General features: G+C 67.0%; 23 protein-coding genes. 15 read left to right on the forward strand and 8 right to left on the reverse strand.

What is annotated here, in order from left to right:
* Positions 1–117: 117 nt before the first annotated feature.
* Entirely contained in the window at positions 118–1,350 is a 1,233-nt protein-coding gene (fmdA, locus tag AC1RQK_RS35100) for a formamidase (RefSeq protein ID WP_492813984.1), read from the forward strand.
* A gap of 118 nt (positions 1,351–1,468) precedes the next feature.
* Positions 1,469–1,792: an FmdB family zinc ribbon protein gene (locus tag AC1RQK_RS35105; protein ID WP_492813986.1), complete on the forward strand. Its 324-nt coding sequence runs from the start codon at positions 1,469–1,471 to the stop codon at positions 1,790–1,792.
* Positions 1,793–1,833: 41 nt separating this feature from the next.
* Here the strand turns inward: AC1RQK_RS35105 and AC1RQK_RS35110 are convergent, their stop codons facing one another.
* Positions 1,834–2,502, reverse strand: a complete 669-nt coding sequence (locus AC1RQK_RS35110) for a hypothetical protein (protein WP_492813988.1) — start codon at positions 2,500–2,502, stop codon at positions 1,834–1,836.
* 189 nt (positions 2,503–2,691) lie between these two features.
* Positions 2,692–3,669 (reverse strand): D-2-hydroxyacid dehydrogenase, encoded by a 978-nt coding sequence (locus AC1RQK_RS35115; protein ID WP_492813990.1) that lies wholly within the window; start codon positions 3,667–3,669, stop codon positions 2,692–2,694.
* Between the two features lie 222 nt (positions 3,670–3,891).
* Between AC1RQK_RS35115 and AC1RQK_RS35120 the strand changes: the two genes are divergently transcribed.
* The 3 genes from AC1RQK_RS35120 to AC1RQK_RS35130 all read left to right on the forward strand — a co-directional run bounded on the left by AC1RQK_RS35120 (position 3,892) and on the right by AC1RQK_RS35130 (position 6,455).
* Positions 3,892–4,791, forward strand: a complete 900-nt coding sequence (locus AC1RQK_RS35120; RefSeq protein WP_492371720.1) for a LysR family transcriptional regulator — start codon at positions 3,892–3,894, stop codon at positions 4,789–4,791.
* Positions 4,792–4,908: 117 nt separating this feature from the next.
* Complete coding sequence (locus AC1RQK_RS35125; protein ID WP_183031298.1) at positions 4,909–5,292, forward strand: VOC family protein; 384 nt, start codon at positions 4,909–4,911, stop codon at positions 5,290–5,292.
* Positions 5,289–6,455 carry a glycerate kinase gene (locus tag AC1RQK_RS35130; RefSeq protein WP_492813992.1) on the forward strand — a complete coding sequence of 389 codons (1,167 nt, stop codon included), beginning with the start codon at positions 5,289–5,291 and terminating at the stop codon, positions 6,453–6,455. Before AC1RQK_RS35125 ends, AC1RQK_RS35130 begins: the two co-directional genes overlap by 4 nt.
* Here the strand turns inward: AC1RQK_RS35130 and AC1RQK_RS35135 are convergent.
* Positions 6,452–8,140 carry a methyl-accepting chemotaxis protein gene (locus AC1RQK_RS35135; protein WP_492813994.1) on the reverse strand — a complete coding sequence of 563 codons (1,689 nt, stop codon included), beginning with the start codon at positions 8,138–8,140 and terminating at the stop codon, positions 6,452–6,454. The genes AC1RQK_RS35130 and AC1RQK_RS35135 overlap by 4 nt on opposite strands.
* A 297-nt stretch (positions 8,141–8,437) precedes the next feature.
* Complete coding sequence (locus AC1RQK_RS35140; RefSeq protein WP_492813996.1) at positions 8,438–9,376, reverse strand: LysR family transcriptional regulator; 939 nt, start codon at positions 9,374–9,376, stop codon at positions 8,438–8,440.
* 98 nt (positions 9,377–9,474) lie between these two features.
* Between AC1RQK_RS35140 and AC1RQK_RS35145 the strand changes: the two genes are divergently transcribed.
* Positions 9,475–9,828, forward strand: a complete 354-nt coding sequence (locus AC1RQK_RS35145; protein ID WP_492371605.1) for a hypothetical protein — start codon at positions 9,475–9,477, stop codon at positions 9,826–9,828.
* A gap of 24 nt (positions 9,829–9,852) precedes the next feature.
* Entirely contained in the window at positions 9,853–10,623 is a 771-nt protein-coding gene (tam, locus tag AC1RQK_RS35150; RefSeq protein ID WP_492813998.1) for a trans-aconitate 2-methyltransferase, read from the forward strand.
* A 46-nt stretch (positions 10,624–10,669) separates the two neighbouring features.
* On the opposite strand, the gene AC1RQK_RS35155 is transcribed toward tam, so the two are convergent.
* The gene (locus tag AC1RQK_RS35155) at positions 10,670–11,011 is read right to left on the reverse strand and encodes a zinc ribbon domain-containing protein YjdM (RefSeq protein ID WP_492371607.1); all 342 of its coding nucleotides are present in this window, start codon (positions 11,009–11,011) and stop codon (positions 10,670–10,672) included.
* A gap of 155 nt (positions 11,012–11,166) precedes the next feature.
* On the reverse strand, positions 11,167–11,742 hold the full coding sequence (locus tag AC1RQK_RS35160; protein ID WP_492814000.1) for a MarR family winged helix-turn-helix transcriptional regulator: 576 nt from the start codon (positions 11,740–11,742) through the stop codon (positions 11,167–11,169).
* Positions 11,743–12,017: 275 nt separating this feature from the next.
* Between AC1RQK_RS35160 and AC1RQK_RS35165 the strand changes: the two genes are divergently transcribed.
* Both AC1RQK_RS35165 and AC1RQK_RS35170 read left to right on the forward strand, forming a co-directional pair.
* Positions 12,018–13,016: a tripartite tricarboxylate transporter substrate-binding protein gene (locus tag AC1RQK_RS35165; RefSeq protein WP_492371721.1), complete on the forward strand. Its 999-nt coding sequence runs from the start codon at positions 12,018–12,020 to the stop codon at positions 13,014–13,016.
* A gap of 232 nt (positions 13,017–13,248) precedes the next feature.
* Positions 13,249–14,211 (forward strand): Bug family tripartite tricarboxylate transporter substrate binding protein, encoded by a 963-nt coding sequence (locus AC1RQK_RS35170; RefSeq protein ID WP_492371609.1) that lies wholly within the window; start codon positions 13,249–13,251, stop codon positions 14,209–14,211.
* Between the two features lie 16 nt (positions 14,212–14,227).
* Here AC1RQK_RS35170 and AC1RQK_RS35175 read toward each other — a convergent pair whose 3' ends face one another.
* Positions 14,228–15,157, reverse strand: a complete 930-nt coding sequence (locus tag AC1RQK_RS35175; protein ID WP_492371610.1) for a LysR family transcriptional regulator — start codon at positions 15,155–15,157, stop codon at positions 14,228–14,230.
* Positions 15,158–15,290: 133 nt separating this feature from the next.
* Between AC1RQK_RS35175 and AC1RQK_RS35180 the strand changes: the two genes are divergently transcribed.
* From AC1RQK_RS35180 to AC1RQK_RS35190, 3 genes are all read left to right on the forward strand, one after another.
* Positions 15,291–15,842, forward strand: coding sequence for a phosphonopyruvate decarboxylase (locus AC1RQK_RS35180; RefSeq protein WP_492814003.1), 552 nt, complete (start codon positions 15,291–15,293; stop codon positions 15,840–15,842).
* A gap of 4 nt (positions 15,843–15,846) precedes the next feature.
* The gene (locus AC1RQK_RS35185) at positions 15,847–16,443 is read left to right on the forward strand and encodes a thiamine pyrophosphate-dependent enzyme (RefSeq protein ID WP_492814005.1); all 597 of its coding nucleotides are present in this window, start codon (positions 15,847–15,849) and stop codon (positions 16,441–16,443) included.
* Between the two features lie 83 nt (positions 16,444–16,526).
* The gene (locus AC1RQK_RS35190; protein WP_492814007.1) at positions 16,527–17,996 is read left to right on the forward strand and encodes an aldehyde dehydrogenase; all 1,470 of its coding nucleotides are present in this window, start codon (positions 16,527–16,529) and stop codon (positions 17,994–17,996) included.
* A gap of 41 nt (positions 17,997–18,037) precedes the next feature.
* Here the strand turns inward: AC1RQK_RS35190 and AC1RQK_RS35195 are convergent, their stop codons facing one another.
* Positions 18,038–18,961 carry a LysR family transcriptional regulator gene (locus tag AC1RQK_RS35195; RefSeq protein WP_492371614.1) on the reverse strand — a complete coding sequence of 308 codons (924 nt, stop codon included), beginning with the start codon at positions 18,959–18,961 and terminating at the stop codon, positions 18,038–18,040.
* Positions 18,962–19,243: 282 nt separating this feature from the next.
* On the opposite strand from AC1RQK_RS35195, the gene AC1RQK_RS35200 reads away from it, so the two are divergent.
* Genes AC1RQK_RS35200 through AC1RQK_RS35210 form a run of 3 tightly spaced genes read left to right on the forward strand, consistent with a single transcriptional unit; the run spans position 19,244 to position 22,169 of the window.
* Positions 19,244–20,422 (forward strand): CaiB/BaiF CoA transferase family protein, encoded by a 1,179-nt coding sequence (locus AC1RQK_RS35200; protein WP_492371615.1) that lies wholly within the window; start codon positions 19,244–19,246, stop codon positions 20,420–20,422.
* A 31-nt stretch (positions 20,423–20,453) separates the two neighbouring features.
* On the forward strand, positions 20,454–21,272 hold the full coding sequence (locus AC1RQK_RS35205; protein WP_492814010.1) for an HpcH/HpaI aldolase/citrate lyase family protein: 819 nt from the start codon (positions 20,454–20,456) through the stop codon (positions 21,270–21,272).
* A gap of 48 nt (positions 21,273–21,320) precedes the next feature.
* A complete protein-coding gene (locus AC1RQK_RS35210) occupies positions 21,321–22,169 on the forward strand; it encodes an HTD2 family dehydratase (RefSeq protein ID WP_492814012.1) in 849 nt (282 codons plus the stop codon).
* The last annotated feature ends 49 nt before the right edge of the window (positions 22,170–22,218 follow it).

Genomic DNA, 22,218 nt, shown 5'->3' on the forward strand with positions numbered 1-22,218 from the left:
GCGGCGGCGGGTAGCCGCACGCGACCAACGCTGATCCAGGCATGCAGCCAAGGCGGCTGCATCGTTTCACGGCCGCAATCCGGCGACTGACCGGACACACACCAAGGAGACAGGCACATGGCAGATACCCTGATCAAGGTCGATCTCGCGCAATCGGCGTACGAGAACGAACAGGTCCACAACCGCTGGCACCCGGACATTCCCATGGCCTGCTGGGTCAATCCCGGCGACGAGTTCATCCTGGAAACCTATGACTGGACCGGCGGCTTCATCAAGAACAACGAGTCGGCGGATGACGTGCGGGACATCGACCTGTCCATCGTCCACTTTCTCTCAGGGCCGGTGGGCGTGCGCGGCGTCAAGCCGGGCGACCTGCTGGTGGTCGACCTGCTGGACGTAGGCGCCAAGCCCGAAAGCCAGTGGGGCTTCAACGGCTTCTTCTCGAAGAAAAACGGCGGCGGGTTCCTGACGGACCATTTCCCGCTGGCGCAGAAATCCATCTGGGACTTCCACGGTGTCTACACCACGTCGCGCCATGTGCCCGGCGTGGAGTTCGCCGGGCTGATCCATCCCGGGCTGATCGGCTGCTTGCCCGATCCCAAGCTGCTCCATACCTGGAACGAACGCGAGACAGGGCTGATCAAGACCGACCCCGATCGCGTGCCGCCGCTGGCCAACCCGCCGTTTGCCGCGACCGCCCATATGGGCAAGCTCGTTGGCGACGCCGGCAGGCGGGCGGCAGCCGAGGGCGCGCGTACCGTGCCGCCGCGCGAGCATGGCGGCAACTGCGACATCAAGGACCTGTCACGTGGCTCGAAGGTGTACTTCCCGGTGTATGTGGATGGGGCAGGGCTGTCGGTCGGCGATCTGCACTTCAGCCAGGGCGACGGCGAGATTACCTTCTGCGGCGCCATCGAGATGGCGGGGTGGGTGCACATGCGGGTGAACGTGATCAAGGACGGCATGGCGAAGTACGGCATCAAGAACCCCATCTTCAAGCCCAGCCCGATCACGCCGACCTACAACGACTACCTGATCTTCGAAGGCATCTCGGTCGATGAACAAGGCAAGCAGCACTACCTGGATGTCAACGTCGCCTACCGCCAGGCCTGCCTGAACGCGATCGAATACCTGACCAAGTTCGGCTACTCGCGCGCGCAGGCCTACGCCATCCTGGGCACGGCGCCGGTGCAGGGGCATATCAGCGGCGTGGTGGACATCCCCAACTCCTGCGCCACGCTCTGGATACCGACGCAGATCTTCGACTTCGATATCCGGCCGCAGGCCAATGGACCGACTGTGCATATCAAGGGCGGTGCCGACGTCCTGCTTTCGCGGGATGCGGCCTGAATGCCGATCTGAGCGCCAGCCAGAGATGTGAAGTCCCGGCGAGCGCGGGCTCCCGCCTTCCTCCTCCTTACCCAAGGGGGCCCGCGCTTGCCACTTTCCACCAAGCGGAGAGACCTGTATGCCCATGTATGAATACGCCTGCGAGGCGTGCGGCAGCTTCACCGCGGTGCGCCGCATCGACGAGCGCGACGCGCCGCAGCCATGCCCCGGCTGCGGCCACGCGGCCCGGCGCCAGGTCACGGCGACCATGCTGGCCCTGATGCCCTCGTCCCGCCGCGTCGCGCATGCGGGCAACGAGCGCAGCGCCCACGCGCCATCGAGTTCCCAGGGGCACCGCCATGGGCCAGGTTGTGGCTGTTCGGGCGGCAGCGTCGGCCTGGCCGGCAAGCCGGGCGCGGCCAAGTCCTTTCCCGGCACGCGGCCCTGGATGATCAGCCACTAGGGGAACCAGCCCGATGGGAACCAGGCCGATCGCCATCCAGGCTATTCGCCAACGACGATCGAGCCGCGCACCTGGTCCAGCAGCGGCAGCCATGCGCCGCGCGCCGAGTCGCGGCACGAGAGGATGAGCAGCAGTTCCTGGTCCGGCGTATAGATGTCGAAATGCTGCACGTAGATCGTGCCTTGCGCGCCGGTGCGCACGTAGTTGATTGCAATCGCCGGCCAGCCACCGATTTTTTCGATGCGGGGCTCGTCGATGGAGAGCATTTCCCTGCCCGATGTCTTCAGGGAGTCGCGCATCCTGCGCTCGAAGCTCGCCGCGTATGCCAGAAGCAGTGACCTGTCGAACCGGCGGACCTGCTCGGGCGTGACCGGCGCTTGCGCCATCGAGTTGACGATCACGGCCGCGTACGGATTCTGCACATTGGATACGGCATGCAGGAGGTTGACCGTCTGGCCCGCCGGCGCCGGGACGATGGAGACACCCCCCACCGCGTCCGCGATGGTGCCGTGGGTCCGTCCCCGGGCCCCGGACAGGATGGTCCAGTCCTTGGGAACCTGAACGGCAACCTGCCTGGCAAGCACGATCCGCACGAAAGGCACTGGCGCGCCCCCACCGGCCTGGGCGAAACACGGCGCGGAATTCAGGGCCAGGCCCAGCGCGCAGGCAGTCGCTGCCCCCAGCACAAGCCTGCCGCATTGCGCACGCATGCTCCCTCCGTCGTGATCCCGAACAGGAACAATATAGACGCGAAGCGGCTATCCGGCACGGATCCGGGCGTCGCACGAGCGCTATCGTCGTTGTCCGGCCCGATGCCGGGGTGCACGCCAGTGGCCGCTGCGGCTGGCGGGTCCCATGCGCATGGGACAGGGGGGCAGGGGGGCGGGGCAGGAGAGGGCTTAGCCCGCCACCACATTGCGCGGCGAGCCGGCCGCGAACGCCGCGATATTGTCGATCAACTGGTCCGCCAGCGCCTGGATGGCCTCCCGGCTCGCCCAGGCCACGTGCGGCGTGAGCAGGAAGGCGGGGTGGTCGCGCAGCGCGTGGAACGGGTGGCCGGGGCCGGGGGGCTCCTGGGTGGCTACGTCGAAACCAGCCCCGGAAACCTGTCCTTGCCGCAGCGCGTCGACCAGTGCGGCCTCGTCGACCAGGCCGCCGCGCGCGGTGTTGATCAGCAGCGGGCGGCGCGTCATCTGCGCGAACTCCTCGCGGCCGATCAGCCCCGCGTTGGCGGGGGTCAGCGGGCAGTGCAGCGTGATGATGTCGCTCAGGCGCAGCATGTCCGCGAAGGGCGTGTGTTGCGTGTCGGCGCTGTGCTGGCCCTTGCGGGCGGCGTACAGCACCTTGAGTCCCAGCAGCCGGGCGATCTCGCCCACCGCGCGGCCCAGGGTGCCGCCGCCGACGATGCCGATGGTCGAGCCGGCCAGGTCGTGGATCGGATAGTCGTGAAAGCAGAACTGCCCCGAGGCCTGCCAGCGGCCCGAGCGCACCGCGTCGCAATAGGCATGCAGGCTGCGGCGCAGCGCGAAGATCAGCGCGAAGGTGTGCTCGGGCACCGTATGCACGGCATAGTTGCGCACGTTCGACACGCAGATGCCCCGGGCGGCGCAGGCGCGCAGATCGACGTGGTCGGTGCCGGTGGCCGCGATCGCCACCAGGCGCAGGCTGGCGGCCTCGCGCAGCACCTCGGCCGGCAGCTTGACCTTGTTGGTGATCACGATCTGCGCGTTGGCGATGCGCGCGGCCACTTCATGCGGCGCGGTGGCGTCAAAGACCGTCAGCTGGTGCGCGAACGGCAACGCGCGCAGCACGGTCTCGGGGGCCAGCGTGCCGCGGTCCAGGAAAACGACTTCCGGCGTGGTCTGGGTTGGATTCATGGGGTTTGTGGTGTTTGCCTGTCGGTAAGCCTGGGTGGTGAATGCGCCACGCCTCTGGCCATCGGCCGGAGCACGTGGACCGGCCATGGTGGCCCCGGGCGCCAAAATTGACAATGCCGTTCTCGTCCACTAGCCTTTCCCGATTCTCAAACCTCAGGGCATGGCTTGACGGCCCTGGCCATCCGGCCGCCATCGATGCCGCCGCCCACCGGACGCTTTCGCGTGATCAATCCCGCCCATCTCGACCTGCAGTCCCTGCGCCTGTTCCTGGTGGTGGCGCAGAGCGGCAGCTTCACCAAGGCCGCCGAGCGCACCCACATGACGCTGTCGGCGCTCAGCCGCCGCGTTGCCGACTTGGAAAAGACCACCGATTGCGCCTTGTTCGTGCGGATGCCGCGCGGGCTTGAACTCACCCCGGCCGGCGTTGGGCTGGTCGGCCATGCGCGGGCGGTGCTGGATACCGTGAATCGCCTGGCGGGCGACATGAGCGATTTCGCCATCGGCGTGCGGGGGCATGTGCGCGTGTGGGCCAACACCTCGGCCATCATCCAGTTCATGCCGCGGGACCTGGGCGTGTTCCTGCACGCGCAGCCGCTGATCCGCGTCAGCCTGGAGGAGCGCATGAGCGGCGAGGTGATCGCGGCGGTGGCGGGCGGGCAGGCGGATATCGGCGTGTTTGCCGACAACGTCGCGGCCGGCACGCTGGAAAAGTTCGAATACCGTCGCGACCGCCTGGTGGTGCTGGTGCCGCCAGATCATCCGCTGGCGGCGCGCGCCGAGGTGGCCTTTGCCGATGCGCTCGAATTCGATTTCGTTGGCCTCAACCAGGGCAGCTCGCTGCTGCAGCGGCTGGCCGACGCCTCGGCCGCGCTGGAGCGCGTGCTCAAGCTGCGCGTGCAGGTCAGCAGTTTCGATGCGATCTGCCGCATGATCGAGGCGGGCCTTGGCATCGGGGTCTTGCCGGAGGGCGCCGTGCGCGCCGAGATACTTGGCGCCGGGTTGCGCGCCATCCGCCTTGCTGATCCGTGGGCCTCGCGCACGCTGTGGCTTGGCGTGAAATCGGTCGCGGCGCTGCAGCCCGAGGCGCGCAAGCTGTTCGATCACCTGCTGGCGCCGCACTGAGGCGGCCGCTTCAGCCTTGCGTTTTCGGAAAGGGTGCTGGCGCAATCCGACATGTTCATGTGCCCGCGCGACTGCCATGATGGCTCCCGGCTAAACCGCACAGAGAGCAAGCGCGACATGATTGACCACCTCGACCACCTGGTGCTGACCAGCACGGATGCCGGCGCGACCATCGATTTTTATACGCGCGTGCTCGGCATGCAGCTGGAAACCTTCGGCGAGAACCGCGTGGCGTTCCGCTTCGGCAACCAGAAGATCAACCTGCATGTGCGCGGTGCGGAGTTCGAGCCCAAGGCGCACCTGCCGGTGCCCGGCGCGCTGGACCTGTGCTTCATTGCGTCGATCCCGCTCGATGCGGTGATCGAGCGGCTGCGCGCCGCCGGCTGGCCCATTGTTGCGGGCCCGGTCGCGCGGACCGGCGCCACGCAGAAGATCCGCTCCGTCTACGTGCGCGATCCGGACCTGAACCTGATCGAGATCTCCGAGCTGGACGCGCCGTGACCGGCGCGACGGCGTTGAATAACGTGCCGGCGCGAGCGCTGCGCGTGCTGCTCGCGCCCGATTCGTTCAAGGGCAGCCTGGACGCGCCGGCGGTGGCCCGGCATATGGCCTGCGGCATCCGCCATGCGCTGCCGCACGCTCTGGTCACGCAGGTACCGATTGCCGATGGCGGCGAAGGCACGGCCGCCGCGGTGGCCGCGGCATGCGGCGGGCGCTGGCATGCGGTGGAGGCGACGGATGCCAACGGCCAGCCGGTGCGCATGCCGTTTGCCGCCTGCGAGAACGCGGCGCTTGGCACCTTTGCGATCTTCGATGTGGCGGCCGTGGCCGGCCTCCCCGATGCGGTGGCGGCGCCCGGCGCGCGCACCACGCGCGGGGTAGGCCAGGCCATACGCGGGATTGCCGCGCGAGGTTTCGCCACCATCGTCATTGGCCTGGGCGGCTCCTCGACCAACGATGCCGGCGCCGGCATGCTCTCGGCGCTGGCGTTCGATTTCCTAGATGCCGCGGGCGAGCGCATCGACCCGGTGCCCGACAATCTTGCGTCGATCCGCAGCCTGCGCCCTCGGGTCGATGCGGGCCTGCTGCAAGGGCTGCGCCTGGTGGCGCTCACCGATGTCACCAGCCCTTTGTGCGGGCCGGATGGCGCCAGCATGATGTTTGGCGGACAAAAAGGGGTGACGGACCTCGCGCAAGCGGACGAGGTAATCGGCGAGTTCGCGGCCCGTTGCGAGCTGGCGCTCGGTTGCCACGCAGCGCAAGCGCAGGGCGCGGGCGCTGCGGGCGGGCTGGGCTTTGCCTTGCGGCTGCTTGGCGCGCCATTGCTGCCGGGAGGCCGCTTTATTCTCGACACCGCCGGGTTGGCGACGGTGGCCGGGTACGACTGGATCCTGACCGGCGAAGGCCGCTCTGATCGCCAGACCTTGCTTGGCAAGGGCCCGGCGCTGGTCGCGGCACTGGGGCGCCGGCACGGCGTGCCCGTGACCCTGCTATCGGGAGCGATTGCCGATGGCTCGCTGCTGCGCGAGGCATTCGATGGCTGCTTCTCGGTGCAGGCCGGCCCTGCGTCGCTGGCTTGGTCGATCGCGCAGGGCGGGGCGCTGCTGGAGGCCGCCGCCGCGCAGTTGGCCCGGCTTTATGCGGCCGCGCGGCGTTCCGCTTAGAAGGACGACCAGTCGGACGCCGGCGCCGAAGCCGCAACGGCACGCGGTGCCACCGGCGCGGCGCGGCGTGGCGACGACGCCGCGGGCCGGCTTGCGGCTCGCACGGCATGGGGCGCCGGCGCACTCGCCGCGCCGGCTACGCCATGGTTGCCCAGCCTGAACGCGGCCACCGTGTCGTTCAGCTTGGCGGCTTGCTCTTCCAGCGATTGCGCTGCCGCCGCTGCTTGCTCCACCAGCGACGCGTTCTGCTGCGTCACTTCATCCATCTGGCTCACCGCGTGCGCGACCTGGTCGATGCCGGCGGTCTGCTCGACGGACGCGGCGGAGATCTCGCCCATGATGTCGGAGACGCGCTGGATGTCGCGGATGATCTCGGTCATGGTCGAGCCCGCCTGGTCCACCAGCACGGTGCCGGTCGTCACGCGCGCCGAGGATTTGTCGATGAGGTCCTTGATCTCCTTGGCGGCGCTGGAGGACCGCTGCGCGAGCGAGCGCACCTCGCCCGCGACGACCGCGAAGCCCCGGCCTTGCTCACCGGCGCGCGCTGCTTCCACGGCCGCATTCAGCGCGAGGATGTTGGTCTGGAAGGCAATGCCCTCGATGATGCTGATGATGTCAGCGATGCGGGCCGAGCTCTCGTTGATCTCGCTCATGGTCGCGACCACGTCGCGGATCACTTCGCCGCCGTGATTGGCGGTCTCCGATGCCGTGGCCGACAGCACCGCAGCCTGGCGCGCGTTGTCCGCGTTCTGCTTGACGGTGGTGGTGAGCTCTTCCATGCTGGCCGCGGTTTCTTCGAGCGATGCGGCCTGCTGTTCGGTACGCGACGACAGGTCGATGTTGCCGGCGGCAATCTGCCTGGTGGCCGCCGCGATCGTTTCGCTGCCCGTGCGCACGGACAAGACGGTTTGCGCCAGGCCGTCCTGCATCTTCGCGATGCCCGACAGCAACTGGCCCATTTCATCCTGCGAGCGGATTTCAACGGGGCGGCTCAGGTCGCCCGCGGTGATGTGGCCGAAGTGCGCGAGCGCCGCGTCGAGCGGGCGCGCAATGGCGCGACGCAGGGCTACCCAGCTATAGATGGCCAGCGCCAGCCCCGCCAGCAACGCGGCAATGGTGATCGTCCTGAAGGTGGCATAGGACGCCTCGGCAGCCTCATAGCTGCGCTTGGCCAGGGCTGACTGGAACTGGCTGAGCGTTTCGCCGCTGGCTTGCAGCGCAGCGTAGTACGGCGTTTGCGCGACCCCCGCCTCGATGATCTTCTGGTGGTCGGCCGACTTGACGGCGGCGGCGAAGGCATCGAGCGCGACGTACAGCGCCTTGCGCTTGGCAATGACATCCTGGGCCAGCCGCTCTTCTTCCGCGTCGCGCGGCAAGGACAGGTAACGCTGCCAGGCGGACTCTGACTGCGCGAGGAATTTCTCCGTGCGGGTCAGCAGTTCGGCAGCGTGGGGAGATTCGGGATCCATGCCAGCGCTGAACAGCGCCGTGCGGACCCGGCCCAGCCAGATATCAGCTTCCGCGATCGCCATGGCGCTCGGCATCTGGTTGGCATACGTGGCGTGGTTCGCCGCATTGCTGCGCGACATGCCGAGCAAGCCCAGTGCACCGACGACGAGCAGCAAGACGGAAAGCACGAGCATTGCAATGGCGAGCCGTGCCTTGATGGTTAAGTTGGGGAGCATTGTTTAATCCATGGATTGAGGAGGATCTCAATGCTCGTTTACGGCGACGCCATTTGAAGTTGAAGCAAGGCTTCGACGCGCACTATGTCTGCTACAACCACGAACGCGCGGAGCCAATCGGGCGCGCGCGTCGTTGGTAGCCCCCGGGCAGGCAGGAGGGCGAAGCTGTAGGTCAAACTTGTCTACCAGGGCGAACACAGATTCCCGCTGTCTGGACAATGAAGGCCTCGCGGCCGCTCGCTCGGAACGTGCTGCGAAGCCCGAGGAAGAACGCATGGGAAACCGCCACACATGCCTTCAACGGCGCATTGCGCGCGCTGGCGTGATTGGCGCAGCCACCACCATCTCGCGCACCATCGCGCGAAAGCGCGTCACGGCTGCCGGCAGCGCGCCTTGGCGCATCGCGAGGTGCAGGGGCGCGCTCAGCGGTGGGCTCTCGCCCAGCGGGCGATAGACGATGTCCTCGCCACCCAGGCGGTGCATGGACGCGGGCACCACGGACACGCCAAGGCCTGCTGCCACCAGGCTCAGCGTGGCCGGCAGGCGCGGCGCTTCCTGCGCCACCAGCGGGCTGAAGCCCGCGGCGCGGCAGGCGGTCAGGATCGCGTCATACAAGCCGGGCCCGGCGGGGCGGCGATAGAGGATGAACGGCTCGCGCGCCAGCGCTGATAGCGGCAGCGCGCCGGCCTGCGCCGCCAGCGGATGCCCGGCCGGCAACGCCGCCAGCATCGGCTCGTCCAGTACGGCCTCGAGCACCAGCCCGGCGGTGCTGCCCACCGGCGAGCGGACGAACGCGGCGTCCAGCCGCTCGTGCAGGATCGCGTCCACCAGCTCGCTGGTGCCGGCTTCCTCCAGCGTCACGGCAACGCCCGGCACGCTCTCGCGAAACCGGCGCAGCACGGCGGGCACGAAGGGGTGCAGGGCGGCGGAGCTGGTAAAGCCCACCGCCAGCCGCCCTTGCTCCCCGGCCGCGGCGCGGCGCACCACGTCGGCCACGCCTTCGGCCCGGGCCAGCACGGCGCGAGCCTCTTCCAGCAATGCCAGGCCGGCCTCTGTCGGGCGCACGCCGCGCGGCAGGCGGCGCATCAGCAAAACATCCAGCTCCTCCTCCAGCCCGCGCAACAGGCGCGTGAGCGGCGGCTGCTGCATGCCCAGGCGCTCGGCGGCGCGGGTGACGTGGCCTTCCTCGGCCAGCACGACGAAGGCGCGCAGCCGGCGTAGCTCAATCATTGCCATACTCCCAAGGTATTGAAAACGTGTTCAATATGCATTGGAAATCATAGCAGTTCGGCTCTATCCTGACGGCATGCATCGGGCATCCACGGAGCACGGCCATGCAAGAACAAGATCTGGGCAATGACAACGACAAAGACAACGACAAGGACGCCAATCTTCCCGCGTCGTCGCACCCGGGCAACCTGCTTGCGTTCCTGGCGTGGCTAGACGCCATGCCGCGCACCTTTGCCGACACCATGGAGGCATGGCGCACGTCCTGCCCAAGGCTGTCCGCGTGGGAGGATGCGACGACGGCCGGCCTGGTCGGCATGGCGTCCCGGCCCGGCGTGCCGCGCGCGCAGGCCATCGTCGCGCTGACCGCCAAGGGCAGGGCCGCGCTGCAGCAGGCCGGGCAGGCCGCGACGCCAGATGCTCCAGATGCGCCAGATACTCCCGATATTCCGAGACACTAGAACCGAACCCGCAAAGGAGCAGCAATGACTTGGTCAGCCAAGCAATACGTGAAATTCGAGAACGAACGTACCCGTCCGGTGCGCGACCTGCTGGCCGCGGTGCCGGGGCGCGAGCCGCGCGTCGCGGTAGACATCGGCTGCGGCCCGGGCAATTCGACGGAAGTGCTGGCCGCCTGCTTTCCCGGCGCGAGCGTGACCGGGCTGGACAGCTCGGCCGACATGGTCGAAGCCGCGCGCAAGCGGCTACCGGCGTTGAAATTCGAGGTGAGCCGCATCGAAACCTGGTATGACCAGGGCCCTTACGACGTGATCCTCGCCAATGCCGTGCTGCAATGGCTGCCCGACCACGGCCGCCTGCTGCCCGCGCTTGCCGCCAAGCTGGCGCCCGGCGGCAGCCTCGCGATCCAGGTGCCCGACACGCTGGACACGCCCGCGCACCGCCTGATGCGCGAAGTCGCCGCCGACGGCCCGTGGGCCGCCAAGCTGGCCGCCGCTTCGCAGGCGCGTACCGGGCTGCAGGGGGCTGGCTGGTACTACGAACTGCTGCGCGCGCATTGCGCAGCGGCCGATGTCTGGCACACCACCTACCACCACGCGCTGGCCGGTGGCCCCGCGGCGATTGTCGAGTGGTTCAAGGGCACCGGCCTGCGTCCCTTCCTGGATCCGCTGGATGAAGCCGAGCGCGCTGCCTACCTGGAACGCTACACCGCGCAAGTGGCGCGCGCCTATCCGCCGATGGCGGACGGCACGGTGCTGCTGCCGTTCCCGCGGTTCTTCATCGTGGCCACGCGCTGACCGGAACCGGGGCCGCAACCAACAGCGTGCGCAGTGTCAAGCAGCCTCAGGCCTTGCGCAGGTAGCAGGCCTTGAGCATGAAGCTGCCGGCGTCCATCTTGCAATCGACCTCGTGGTCGCCGCCCACCAGCCGGATGCTCTTGACCTTGGTGCCCATCTTCAGCGTGATGGACGAGCCCTTGACCTTCAGGTCCTTGATCAGCACCACGGCGTCGCCGTCGTTCAATACGGCGCCGTTGGCATCCTTCACCACGGCCTGGTCGCTGTCATCATCCTGCGCGGCGGCCACCATGGCCCACTCGTGGCCGCAGTCGGCGCAGACGTAGTTGTCGCCGTCGGGGTAGGTGTTCTCCAGGGCGCATTGGGGGCAGGCGGGGATAGTGGGCATGACGGCTTCCGGTTACTTGAGGCTTGAGGCTTTTGAGGGGCTAGAGTATAGCGGGCGGCGTTGCCGCCCAAAGCCGCTTAGCTTTTCCCAGCGGCCGCGTTACGCTGGCGTGCCACGAGGCGCAGACGCGCGGGACGTTGGTGCGCCGGGCCGGCCTAGTTGCCGTTGCTGTCTTCCTTCGCATCGCGCAATGCCCGCGCCTGGCGGTTGCGTCCGCTGCCGCCGCGCCGCCGGTCCGCTAGCGGCAGGCCGCCGCGCGCGGCCATCTGCCGGGAGCGCTGCTCCAGCCGCATCAGCATGTCATCCAGTTGCGCCACTTCCTTGTCTTCGAGCGCATCCAGCAGTTCAAGGTTGACCTGTTTCGTCAGCGGGAAGATCTCGCCGTACAGGGCTTCGCCCGCAGCGGTCGGCGCCAGCGTGACCTGCCGCGCATCATCGGGCCGCGCCACCCGGCTGATCAGCTTCTTGTCCACCATCGCCGTGATCGTGCGCGAAGCGCGGGGACGGTCCAGGTGGGCCAGTTGCGCCAGCTCGGACGAGCTCATCGCGCCGTGCGCGCCCAGCAGCGCAAGCAAGCGCCATTCCCTGCGGGTAATGCCGAATTGCCCTTCGCAATAGCGGATCACGATGCCGCCGGCATCCGCCAGCAGACAGCTCAGCCGGTAGAGCAAGAGGTCTTCGATCGATTGCGGCTGGCTCAGGCGATCGGAGGCGGGATTGGAAGCTGGCATGGAGGCGGCCCAGGTGAATCGAATCATAGGTTCGTGATCGCGCGCCCTGGCAAGGCGGCGCGCGAGAAGCCGCATTACAGGCCAGCGGCGCCACGGCGTCAAGAAATGCGACGAATGCTACACCGCCGCTGGCGCGCGTTCGGCCACGCCGTATGACCCGTTCAGATAATCCTGATTCTCTCGCACCGGCTTATCCGGCAACCTTCGGCCAACACCCTAGAACAGGCAAGCGCCCCAGCTTGCCGGCCTGAGTTTCGGAGACAACGATGATTGGCATGACCGCGATGAAGCACGTAGGCACTGGCTTGAAGTGGATGGTTTTCGGACCGCTTGCGGCGGGGCTTGCCTCGGGCGCGATGGCCGTGGATGCGTTCCCATCCAAGCCGGTCACGCTGGTGGTTCCCTTTTCGGCGGGCGGCCCGACGGATGTCGTGGCGCGGGCACTTGCGCAGGCGATGTCCAGGGATCTCGGGCAAAGCGTGATCGTGGAGAACCGCCTCGGTGCCGGCGGCACGGTCGCGGCGGCCTATGTCGCGCGGGCCCAGCCGGATGGCTACACGATCCTGATCCACCACAACGGGATGGCGACGGCGCCCGCGCTGTACAAAAAGCTGTCGTACAGCCCGCTGAAGGACTTCGAGTACATCGGACAAGTCGCGGATGTCCCGATGACCCTGCTCGGGCGCAAGGACCTGCCCCCGGCCACCACGCAAGACCTGGTGAAGTACGTCGCCCAGAACAAGGACAAGGTATCTCTGGCCAACGCCGGCCTGGGGGCGGTATCCCAGCTGTGCGGGCTGCTGTTCGAGGAGGCAGTGCATGTGAAGCTGAACGCGATTCCCTACCAGGGCACCGGGCCGGCGCTCACGGCGCTGCTCGGCGGGCAGGTCGACCTGCTATGTGACCAGACCACATCGACACTGCCGCATATCAATGCCAACCGGCTCAGGTTCTACGGCGTGACCACGCCCAAGCGCATCAAGGCGCTGCCCAATGCCCCGACGCTGCAGGAGGGCGGCCTCAAGGGCTTCGAGATGAAAGTCTGGCATGGTGTCTACGCGCCCAAGGGCACGCCGCCAGTTGTCACCGCGCGCCTGACCAAGGCGCTGCAGAAGGGCTTGCAGGACCCGATGGTAGCGAAGCGCCTCGATGACCTTGGCGCCGAGATCGTGCCCGTCGACAAGCAGACGCCGGACGGGCTGCATGGCTGGCTCAAGACGGAAAGCGACAAATGGCAACCGCTGCTGAGAACGATGAAGGTGGAAGCGGACTAACGTTGGAGATGACAGCGGGCCATGGCTCGCCGCCATGGCAAGCACGCCGCCGTGCAACCGCAGCGCGGCGTTTTTGCGTTCGGCGCCGCCTGGGCGCGCGCTGCAGGCATGTCGTTCGCTGATGGCAGCAGCGTCATTTTCTATTTCACCATTCACGCACCCGCTGGCTACCATCGTCTCCACGGGCTTGGCGATTTGCCCCGAGCCCGCACCATAACAATCTGGAAGAGACATGAAACGCTTGATTGTGCAAGTCGGGGTGGGTGCGCTCGTCGGCGTTGGCGCGCACGCCCAGCCGGCATACCCCGACCATCCCATCCGCATGGTGGTTGGCTTCGCCGCGGGCGGCAGCACGGACCTGGTGGCGCGTATCGTCGCCAACAAGGTTGGCATGCTGCTGGGCCAGCCGATCGTGGTCGAGAACCGGGCAGGCGCGGGCGGCAGCATTGCCACCGACGCCGTCGCCAAGAGCAAGGCCGATGGCTACACGCTGCTGTTCGGCACCAGCTCGCACGCCATCAACGCGTCGCTATACAAGACGCTTCCCTATGACAGCGGCGCGGTCGTGCCCGTGTCCATCGTGGCCGCCGTGCCGATGGTGCTCTCGGTGAACCCATCGGTGAAAGCCAGCACGGCAAAGGAGCTGGTCGACGATATCAAGAAGAACCCCGGCAAGTACAGCTACGGCTCCGCCGGCAAGGGCAGCGCGTTGCATATGGCCGTGGAGCTGCTGAAGTACCAGGAGCACCTGGACGTCGTCCACGCGCCTTACCGGGGTGCCAGCCAGGCGATCCAGTCCGTGATGTCCGGCGACCTGCAGTTCATCACCGATGCCGTATCCACCTCCGCGCCCATGATCAAGGCCGGGCGCCTGAAGGCGCTCGCGGTCACCACCAGTACGCGTTCCAGCGTGCTGCCGAATGTTCCGACGATGAAGGAGGCGGGCTTTCCCAACTACGAGGCATCGATCTGGAACATGGTGATGGTGCCCCGCGGCACCCCCGCGCCCGCGATCGAAAAGTTGAGCGTGGCCCTGCAGCAGGCCGTCAAGGACCCGGAAGTGCGGGAGCGGATGGAGAAGATCGGCGTGCAGCCCGTGGTGGATTCCAGCCCGGATAAGGCCGCCAGGTTCGTGCAGGCGGAGACGCGCCGCTGGGCGGAGGTCATCAAGGCGGGCAACATCCAGGCGGACTGAATGCGGGCCCGGCAGGCTATGCGCCAATCCAGGTGGCGCCCGGCCAGGCGCCATCCAGCACCAGGCGCTTGATCAGCGTGACCAGTTCCGCCGAGGCGAAGCTTGCGGCAGGCGACATCCGGCGTGTGGCCGGATGCGCCAGCACGATACGCCGGGAAAGGTTGGGCGAGGTGATCGGCGCCGCGGCCAGCGTCCCTTTTTCCAGCTCTTCGGAGACGGCGGAGCTGGGCAGCACCGTATAGCCAAAGCCCTTGGCAACCAGGGATTTCTGCACGCTCAGGGAGTTGGTCTCGACGGCGATCGTGAGCGTCACCCCCGCCACCGCGCACGCATGCTCGACCACAGTGCGCAGGCCGTGCGGCGCATTGGGCAGCACCAGCGGCAGGTCCCGCAGGCTCTCGATGGTATGCGCGGCGCCCGCGGGCACGGTGCCGGGGGCGCCAATCAGGCAGAGCTGCTCGTCGAGCAGCGCCTCGACCTGCAAGCCGGGGGACGCCTTGATGTCGTACAGCAGCGCGATCTCGACGTCGCCCGCCTCCAGCCATTGCAGGAGGTTGCCCGCGTAACCCACGTTGAGCCGCACGACCAGTTGCGGGTGCTTGCCTTTGACGGTAGCGACCAGCTCCGCGGCCAGCAGCTCGCACGTGCTGGGCAGCAGGCCGACGGCGGCCATGCCGGAGATCGCCCCGGCCACCGGCTGGATCTCCGCCTTGGCCCGGTCGAGCTCGCGCAGTGCGCGGCGCCCGTACTCAACCAGCGTCCGGCCCGCATCGGTGAGGACCATGCCGTGCCGTTCGCGCTCGAACAGCTCTACGCCGAACTCCTCCTCAAGCAGCCGCACATGCCGGGAAACGGCCGGCTGCACGATGCGAAGAAGCTCGGCGGCCTTGGTGGCGCTGCCGGTCTCGGCAATGGCCAGGAGGGCGCGAAGCTGCTTGATGTCCATGGGCGTGATCCTGTGATTCTGGTGGTTGGCCGGCTATCCAAATTACTGATGTAGGAATCAAATTATTCTATTTCATATGAGATTCCATTCAATTTTATGATAACAGCGTTGTTCCCTACCTGGATCACTTCCCATGACAAATCCAAATCCAAATCCAAATCCAAATCCTGAGCCTCTTGCCTGGCAAGAGGACATCTTCCAAGTCATCAAGCAAGCCGGGGTCCGGCAAATTGCCTATGTGCCGGATGCCGGGCACTCGCACGTCATCAAGCGGGCCAAGGCCGACCCGGCGATCCGCGACATTGTCCTCACCACCGAGGAGGAGGGCGTCGGCGTTGTCAGCGGCGCGTGGCTGGGCGGCGAGCGCGCGGTCCTGCTCATGCAGAGCAGCGGCGTGGGTAACTGCGTGAACATGTTCTCGCTGCTGGAAAGCTGCCGGTTCCCGTTTTTCACCATCGTGACCATGCGTGGCGAGTACGCCGAGTTCAATCCCTGGCAGGGGCCGATGGGACTGGTTACCGAGGCGGCGCTCAAGCTGATGGGCATCACGGTGTACCGCGTGGACTCGCCGCAAGACGCTGCCGAACTGGTCGACGCGGGCCTGGCTAGCGCCTTCGACGCCGGGCAACGCGTGGCGATTCTTCTTTCTCAAAGCCTCATCGGCCGCAAAAACTGGGTGCGCTGAACCTATGACTACCTTGACCTCCAAGCCGGCGATCGACCGCCGCGAATTTGTTGCCACGCTGCTCAGGCAGTTTCCCGATGCGCTGGTCGTGACCGGTCTCGGCTCGCCTTCGTACGACGTCTTTGCCGCCGGCGACCGCCCGGGCAATTTCTACCTGTGGGGCGCCATGGGCGGCTCAACGTCGGTGGCGCTGGGGCTGGCCCTGGCACAACCGCAAAAGCAGGTGATCGCCATCACCGGCGATGGCGAGCAGTTGATGGGCATCGGCAGCCTGGCGACCGCCGCGGCGCAGAACCCGAACAACCTCGCGGTGGTGATCCTGGACAACGGCCACTTTGGCGAGACCGGCATGCAGCAAAGCCACACCAGCCTGGGCACCAACCTGGCAAAGGTGGCCAAGGCGTGCGGCGTGCCGTCCACGCTGGAGATCTTTGACATGGAAGAAGTGCAGACGCTGGTGCAGGCGATCAGGAACGCCGACGGCATGACCGTGGCGCAGGTGCGCATCGCCGCCGAAGAGCACCAGCGCGCCTTGCCGCCGCGCGATGGCGTGTTCGTCAAGAACCGGTTCCGCCAGCATCTGGGCTTCGCGCCGTTCTAGCCGTCCCGCCGCAGCTTGCCATCCTGTGCCTCCATCCTGCGAGTCCATCCTGCGCTTTCAATCTGACCGGACAACATTGCACCATGAAGCAATATCAAATGTTCATCGACGGGACCTTCGTGAATGCAAGCGACGGTCGCTGGTTCGAAACCCAGAATCCTTTCACGGGTAAAGCCTGGGCAGAGGTAGCCCGCGGCACGGCGGCCGATGTGGACCGCGCGGCCGGCGCAGCCGATCGTGCGTTCCGCGCGGGCCCCTGGGCGGCGCTGACAGCCACCCAGCGTGGCGCGTTGCTGCGCAAGCTCGGCGACCTGATCGCCAGGGACGCGGAGCGCCTGGCTGAGTTCGAAGTGCAGGACAACGGCAAGCTGCTCGCCGAGATGAGCGGGCAGGTAAAGTACCTGCCGCAGTGGTTCTACTACTTTGGCGGCCTGGCCGACAAGATCGAGGGCACGGTCATCCCGCTCGACAAGAAGGGCTACTTCAACTACACGCGCAGCGAGCCCCTGGGCGTGGTGGCCGCCATCACGCCCTGGAATTCCCCGCTGATGCTGCTGGCGTGGAAGATCGCGCCGGCGCTGGCCTCCGGGTGCACGGTGGTGGTCAAACCGTCGGAGTTCACCTCGGTTTCCGCGTTGGAACTGGCGCTCCTGTTTCAGGAGGCAGGCTTTCCGCCCGGCGTCTTCAACGTCGTGACGGGTTTCGGCGCGGAGGTCGGGTCGCCGCTCGTCACGCATCCGCTGGTCAGGAAGGTCACGTTCACGGGGTCCGATGCCACCGGCCGCGTCATCAACCAACAGTGCGCGGCGCAGTTCAAGCATGTCAGCTTGGAGCTTGGCGGCAAGTCGCCTAACATCGTGTTCAACGACGCCAATCTGGACGATGCCGTCAACGGCGCCGTCTCCGGGATCTTCGCGGCCAGCGGACAAACCTGCATTGCCGGTTCCCGCCTGCTGCTGCAGCAAGACATCCACGATGCCTTCGTCGAGAAGCTGGTGGCGCTGGCCAGGACGGCAAAGCTTGGCAACCCCATGAATGCCTCGACGCAGGTCGGCCCCATCACCACGCCGGCGCAGTACGACAAGGTGCTTTCCTACATCCGGATTGCCAGGGACGAGGGAGCCCGCCTTGTACTGGGCGGGCAGCCTGCGTCGTGCGGGCAAGGGTGGTTTGTCGAGCCGACCATCTTCTGCGGGGTGACGCCGCAAATGCGCATCGCGCGCGAGGAGGTCTTTGGCCCGGTGCTCTCCGTCCTGAAGTTCAAGGATGAAAGCGAGGCGATAGCGATCGCCAACGATAGCTGCTACGGCCTTGGGGCGGGCGTGTGGACCAGCGATATCGGCCGGGCATTCCGCATGTCCGAGAAGATACAGGCCGGCACCGTGTGGGTGAATACCTATCGGGCGGTCAGCGTCATGTCGCCCTTCGGCGGTTACAAGGATTCCGGCCTGGGGCGGGAGAACGGCATCGACGCGATCCGGGCGTATCTCCAGACCAAGAGCGTCTGGATCAATACCGGCGCGGGCTCCGGCAATCCGTTTGCCATGCGGTAGGCGCCAGATTGGTGGGAGAGATCGGCGAGACGTTCACGTGCTTAACCGATCAGCTTTGCCGGGCTCCCGCCGGCAGCCTGCGCCACGCTGATCAGCTCGTCGATCAGGGCGCGCGCGCAGCCGGGCAGCCCCTGCAGTTCGCGCACGATGACCGCGCGCTCGCGGATCACCCATGGTTCGTCCAGCTCGACGATGGCGAGCTTCATGGTCTGGCGGTGCCGCAGCGCCGCGGACAGCGGCACCACGCCAATGCCCACGCCCGCTTCGATCATGCGGCACATGGCTTCGAAGCTGCGAATCTGGATGCGGATCTGCAGCTTGCGCCGTTGCTCGTGGAGCAGATCGGTGAGGAAAGCATGCAGGGTGCTGCCCTCGTGCAGGCTGACGTGCTCGTACTCGAGGGTGTCGGCGAGCGAGACCTTGCTCTTTTGCGTGAGGGGATGGCCGACGGGCGTGGCAAGCACGAGCTTGTCCGTGCTGAAATGCACCACTTCAAGCCCTTCCGGGTTCACGGGCCCGGAGATGATGCCGAGGTCGGCGCTGCCGTCGAGCACGCCGCGGATGATGTCCCGCGTCAGGCGCTCCTGCAGGTCGACGGTCACGGCGGGGCGCACCGCCATGAAGCGCGAGAGCACTTCCGGCATGAACTCCGTGACCGCGGTAGTGTTCGCGAAGATGCGGATGTGACCGACGGAATCCTTCGAGAACTCCTCGAAATCGCTGCGCACGTGTTCGAACTGCCGCTCGATGACCCGCGCATGGCGCAGCAGCCGTTCTCCGGCGGGCGTCAGCGCCAGCCCCCTGCTCTCCCGGTAGAACAGCCGGGTGCCCAATTGCTCCTCCAGGGACTTGAGGCGCGCGCTGGCCGCGGCGGGGGACAGAAATGCCTTTTTCGCACCGCGAGAGAGGTTTTCTTCCTCGGCGATGCGGGCAAAGAGCCTGAGGTCGGCAAAGTCAAAGTGCATGGATACTCCTTCGCCGCCACTGTACCAAGGGGTCGCCGGTGCCGCAATTCATGCGGCGGGCCCGCTGGCAAAGCGATGGTTTCCATTGAAGCGAATGGCTGGTTCGAGAAAACGAGATGGTCCGATGCCCTCCACTCTGGGAGACTAGCTTCGGTGCGCATTGCACCAGGCGTGCTGCCCATGCGTGGCGACTTCCGGCCGGGCCGGGGCGCCGTGGACCCACTTCTCCCGTTTGCCGCTGCACTGCGCAGGGCAGGCGGGCCCAGACTGAACAAGGCTGCTATGCGTCCCCTGGATGGCATCACCGTCGTTTCCCTCGAGCACGCCATTGCCGCGCCGTTCTGTACCCGGCAACTGGCGGACCTCGGCGCCCGGGTCATCAAGGTCGAGCGGCCCAAGGTGGGTGATTTCGCGCGCGGCTACGATGAGCGGGTGGATGGCCTGTCCTCGCATTTCGCCTGGACCAACCGTTCCAAGGAAAGCCTGGCGCTGGACCTCAAGCACAGCGAGGCCCCGGCCATCCTGGGCAAGCTCCTCGGCCAGGCCGATGTGCTGGTGCAGAACCTGGCGCCGGGCGCGGCGGACCGGCTCGGCCTTTCCTATGCGGCGCTGTCGCAGCGCTATCCCGCCATGGTCGTCTGCGATATTTCAGGCTATGGCAGCGATGGCCCCTACCGGGACAAGAAGGCCTATGACCTGCTGATCCAGGCGGAATCCGGCTTCGTCTCGATCACCGGCACCCCCGATAGCCCCGTCAAGGCTGGCTGCTCCATTGCCGATATCGCGGCTGGCATGTATGCCTACTCCAACATCCTGGCGGCGCTGCTGCAGCGCGGCAGGAGCGCAAAGGGCGCGCATATCGACGTGTCGATGCTGGAGAGCATGGTCGAGTGGATGGGCTATCCGCTTTACTACGCGTTCGATGGCGCCACGCCACCGCCGCGGGCCGGCGCCTCTCACGCCACCATCTTCCCGTATGGCCCGTTTGTCGCCGGCGACGGCAAGACCATCATCCTGGGCCTGCAGAACGAGCGCGAGTGGGATGCCTTTTGCCGCGTCGTGCTGGAGCGGCCGGAACTGACAACCGACGAACGCTTTGTCTCCAACTCCCTGCGCACCCAGAGCCGCGCGGCGCTCACCGACATCATCACGACGGTGTTCTCCGCCCTGACCATCGAGGCGGTGATCGAGCGGCTTGAGCGCGCCCAGATCGCCAATGCCCGCATGAACGACATGCGCGACGTCTGGAACCATCCGCAGCTCAAGGCGCGCGAGCGCTGGACGTCCGTGCCGTCGCCCGTGGGCATCATTCCGGCGCTGCTGCCGCCCGGCACGCCACAGTCGTTCGCGCCGCGGATGGACGCGATTCCCGCGCTCGGCCAGCATAGCAAGAGCATCCTGCTCGAACTTGGCTACACCGCGGACGACGTGGTTCGGCTCAGTGCCGAAGGCGCGATCTGACCCTATGCCTTCCATCCCGGATAAAGATCCCATGGCCGCCGCCGCTATCGCCCGTTCCTATCTCTTCGTGCCCGCCAATCGTCCCGAGCGTTTCGCCAAGGCCAACGCCTCGGGCGCGGACGCGGTCATTCTCGACCTCGAGGACGCGGTGTCCGACGAGGACAAGTGCCGGGCTAGGGGGCTGCTGGAGGCGTACCTGGCCGACGGCGGCTGCGCCATGGTGCGGATCAACGCCACGCAGACCGAATGGTTTGAGGATGACGTGCGCCTTTGCCGCGAGAAAGGCGTGACGGGCATCGTGCTGCCGAAGGCGGAAAGCGCGGCGGACGTCGCGCTGGTGACCAGGCACCTTCGGCCCGGCGTGCAGGTGCTCCCGCTCATCGAGACCGCCAGGGGCATGGCCAACGTCAAGGAGGTGGCCGGTGCACCGGGCGTCGACCGCCTGATTTTCGGGACCGTGGATTTTCGCACCGAGCTGGGCATCGAGGGCGACGACCAGGAGCTGCTGTTTTTCCGCTCCATGCTCGTCCTCGCGTCGCGGGTCGCGGGCATTGCGCCGCCGGTGGACGGGGTGACGGTTGCGCTCTCCGATGCCGAGGCGCTGCGCAACGCTGCCGAACGCGGGCGGCGCCTGGGCTTCGGGGCAAAGCTCTGCATTCACCCTGCTCAGGTGGGCGAGGTCAACGCCGCCTACCGGCCAACCGAAGCGCAGCTTGCCTGGGCCACGCGAGTGGTCGAGCAGGCAAGGTCAGGCCCGGGCGCATTCCAGCTCGACGGCGAGATGATCGATGCGCCTGTCATTGCACGCGCTATGAGCCTGCTCGAGCGCGCGGGCCGGGCGCCGGCCTGATCCGCATCAACGACTGACCATGACCAGAACATAACCACAGAGAGATTGATGGACACTGCCAACCTGAAGGCGTGGATCGGTAAGTCAACCGAGTCCCAGGACGACATCACCGCGTTTCCCGTCAAGGCGCTTAGCGCGACCCTGGACCGCGAAGACGCGGCGCCCGTGCACGGCGATGCCTTGCCCCCGCTCTGGCACTGGCTCTACTTCTTGCCGCTGCACCGGCAGTCCGAGCTGGGCATCGACGGCCACGCCAATCGGGGCGGGTTCCTGCCGCCCGTGCCGCTACCGCGCCGCATGTGGGCCGGCGGGCGCCTGCGTTTTCACCAGCCGCTGCGCCTGGGCGATGCCGTGTCGAAAACTTCCACCATCCTGGATGTAAGCGCCAAGGCGGGCCGCACCGGCTCGCTGGCCTTTGTGACCGTGGAGCATCGGTACTCGGGGCCGCAGGGCCTTGCGGTGACGGAGGAGCACGACATCGTCTACCGCGAGGAAGCCATCCCGGGCGCGGCCGTGCCGGACCCGATCGCCGCGCGCACGGACGAGGACTGGTCCCGCGAAATCGTGCCCGACCCGGTGCTGCTGTTCCGCTTTTCCGCGCTGACCTTCAATGGCCACCGGATCCACTACGACCACGACTACGTGACCACGGTCGAGCACTACCCGGACCTGATCGTCCACGGCCCGTTGCTGGCCGTGCTGCTCCTTGACCTGGTACGCAGGAACCTGCCGGACGCCACCGTCAGCCGTTTTTCCTTCAAGGGCGTGCGGCCGACCCATGTGCCCCAGCGTTTCCAGGCCTGCGGCAAGCTGAGCGACGACGGCAAGACGGTCGCGCTGTGGATTCGCCAGGCGGGCGGCGCTCTCGCCATGACCGCCACCGCTGAGCTTGGCTAAGCCAGGCACCTCCAGATCCAGCCGAACCAGGCAAAGACGAACACTCATG

It is taken from the genome of Cupriavidus sp. GW822-FHT02D05 (assembly GCF_058802485.1).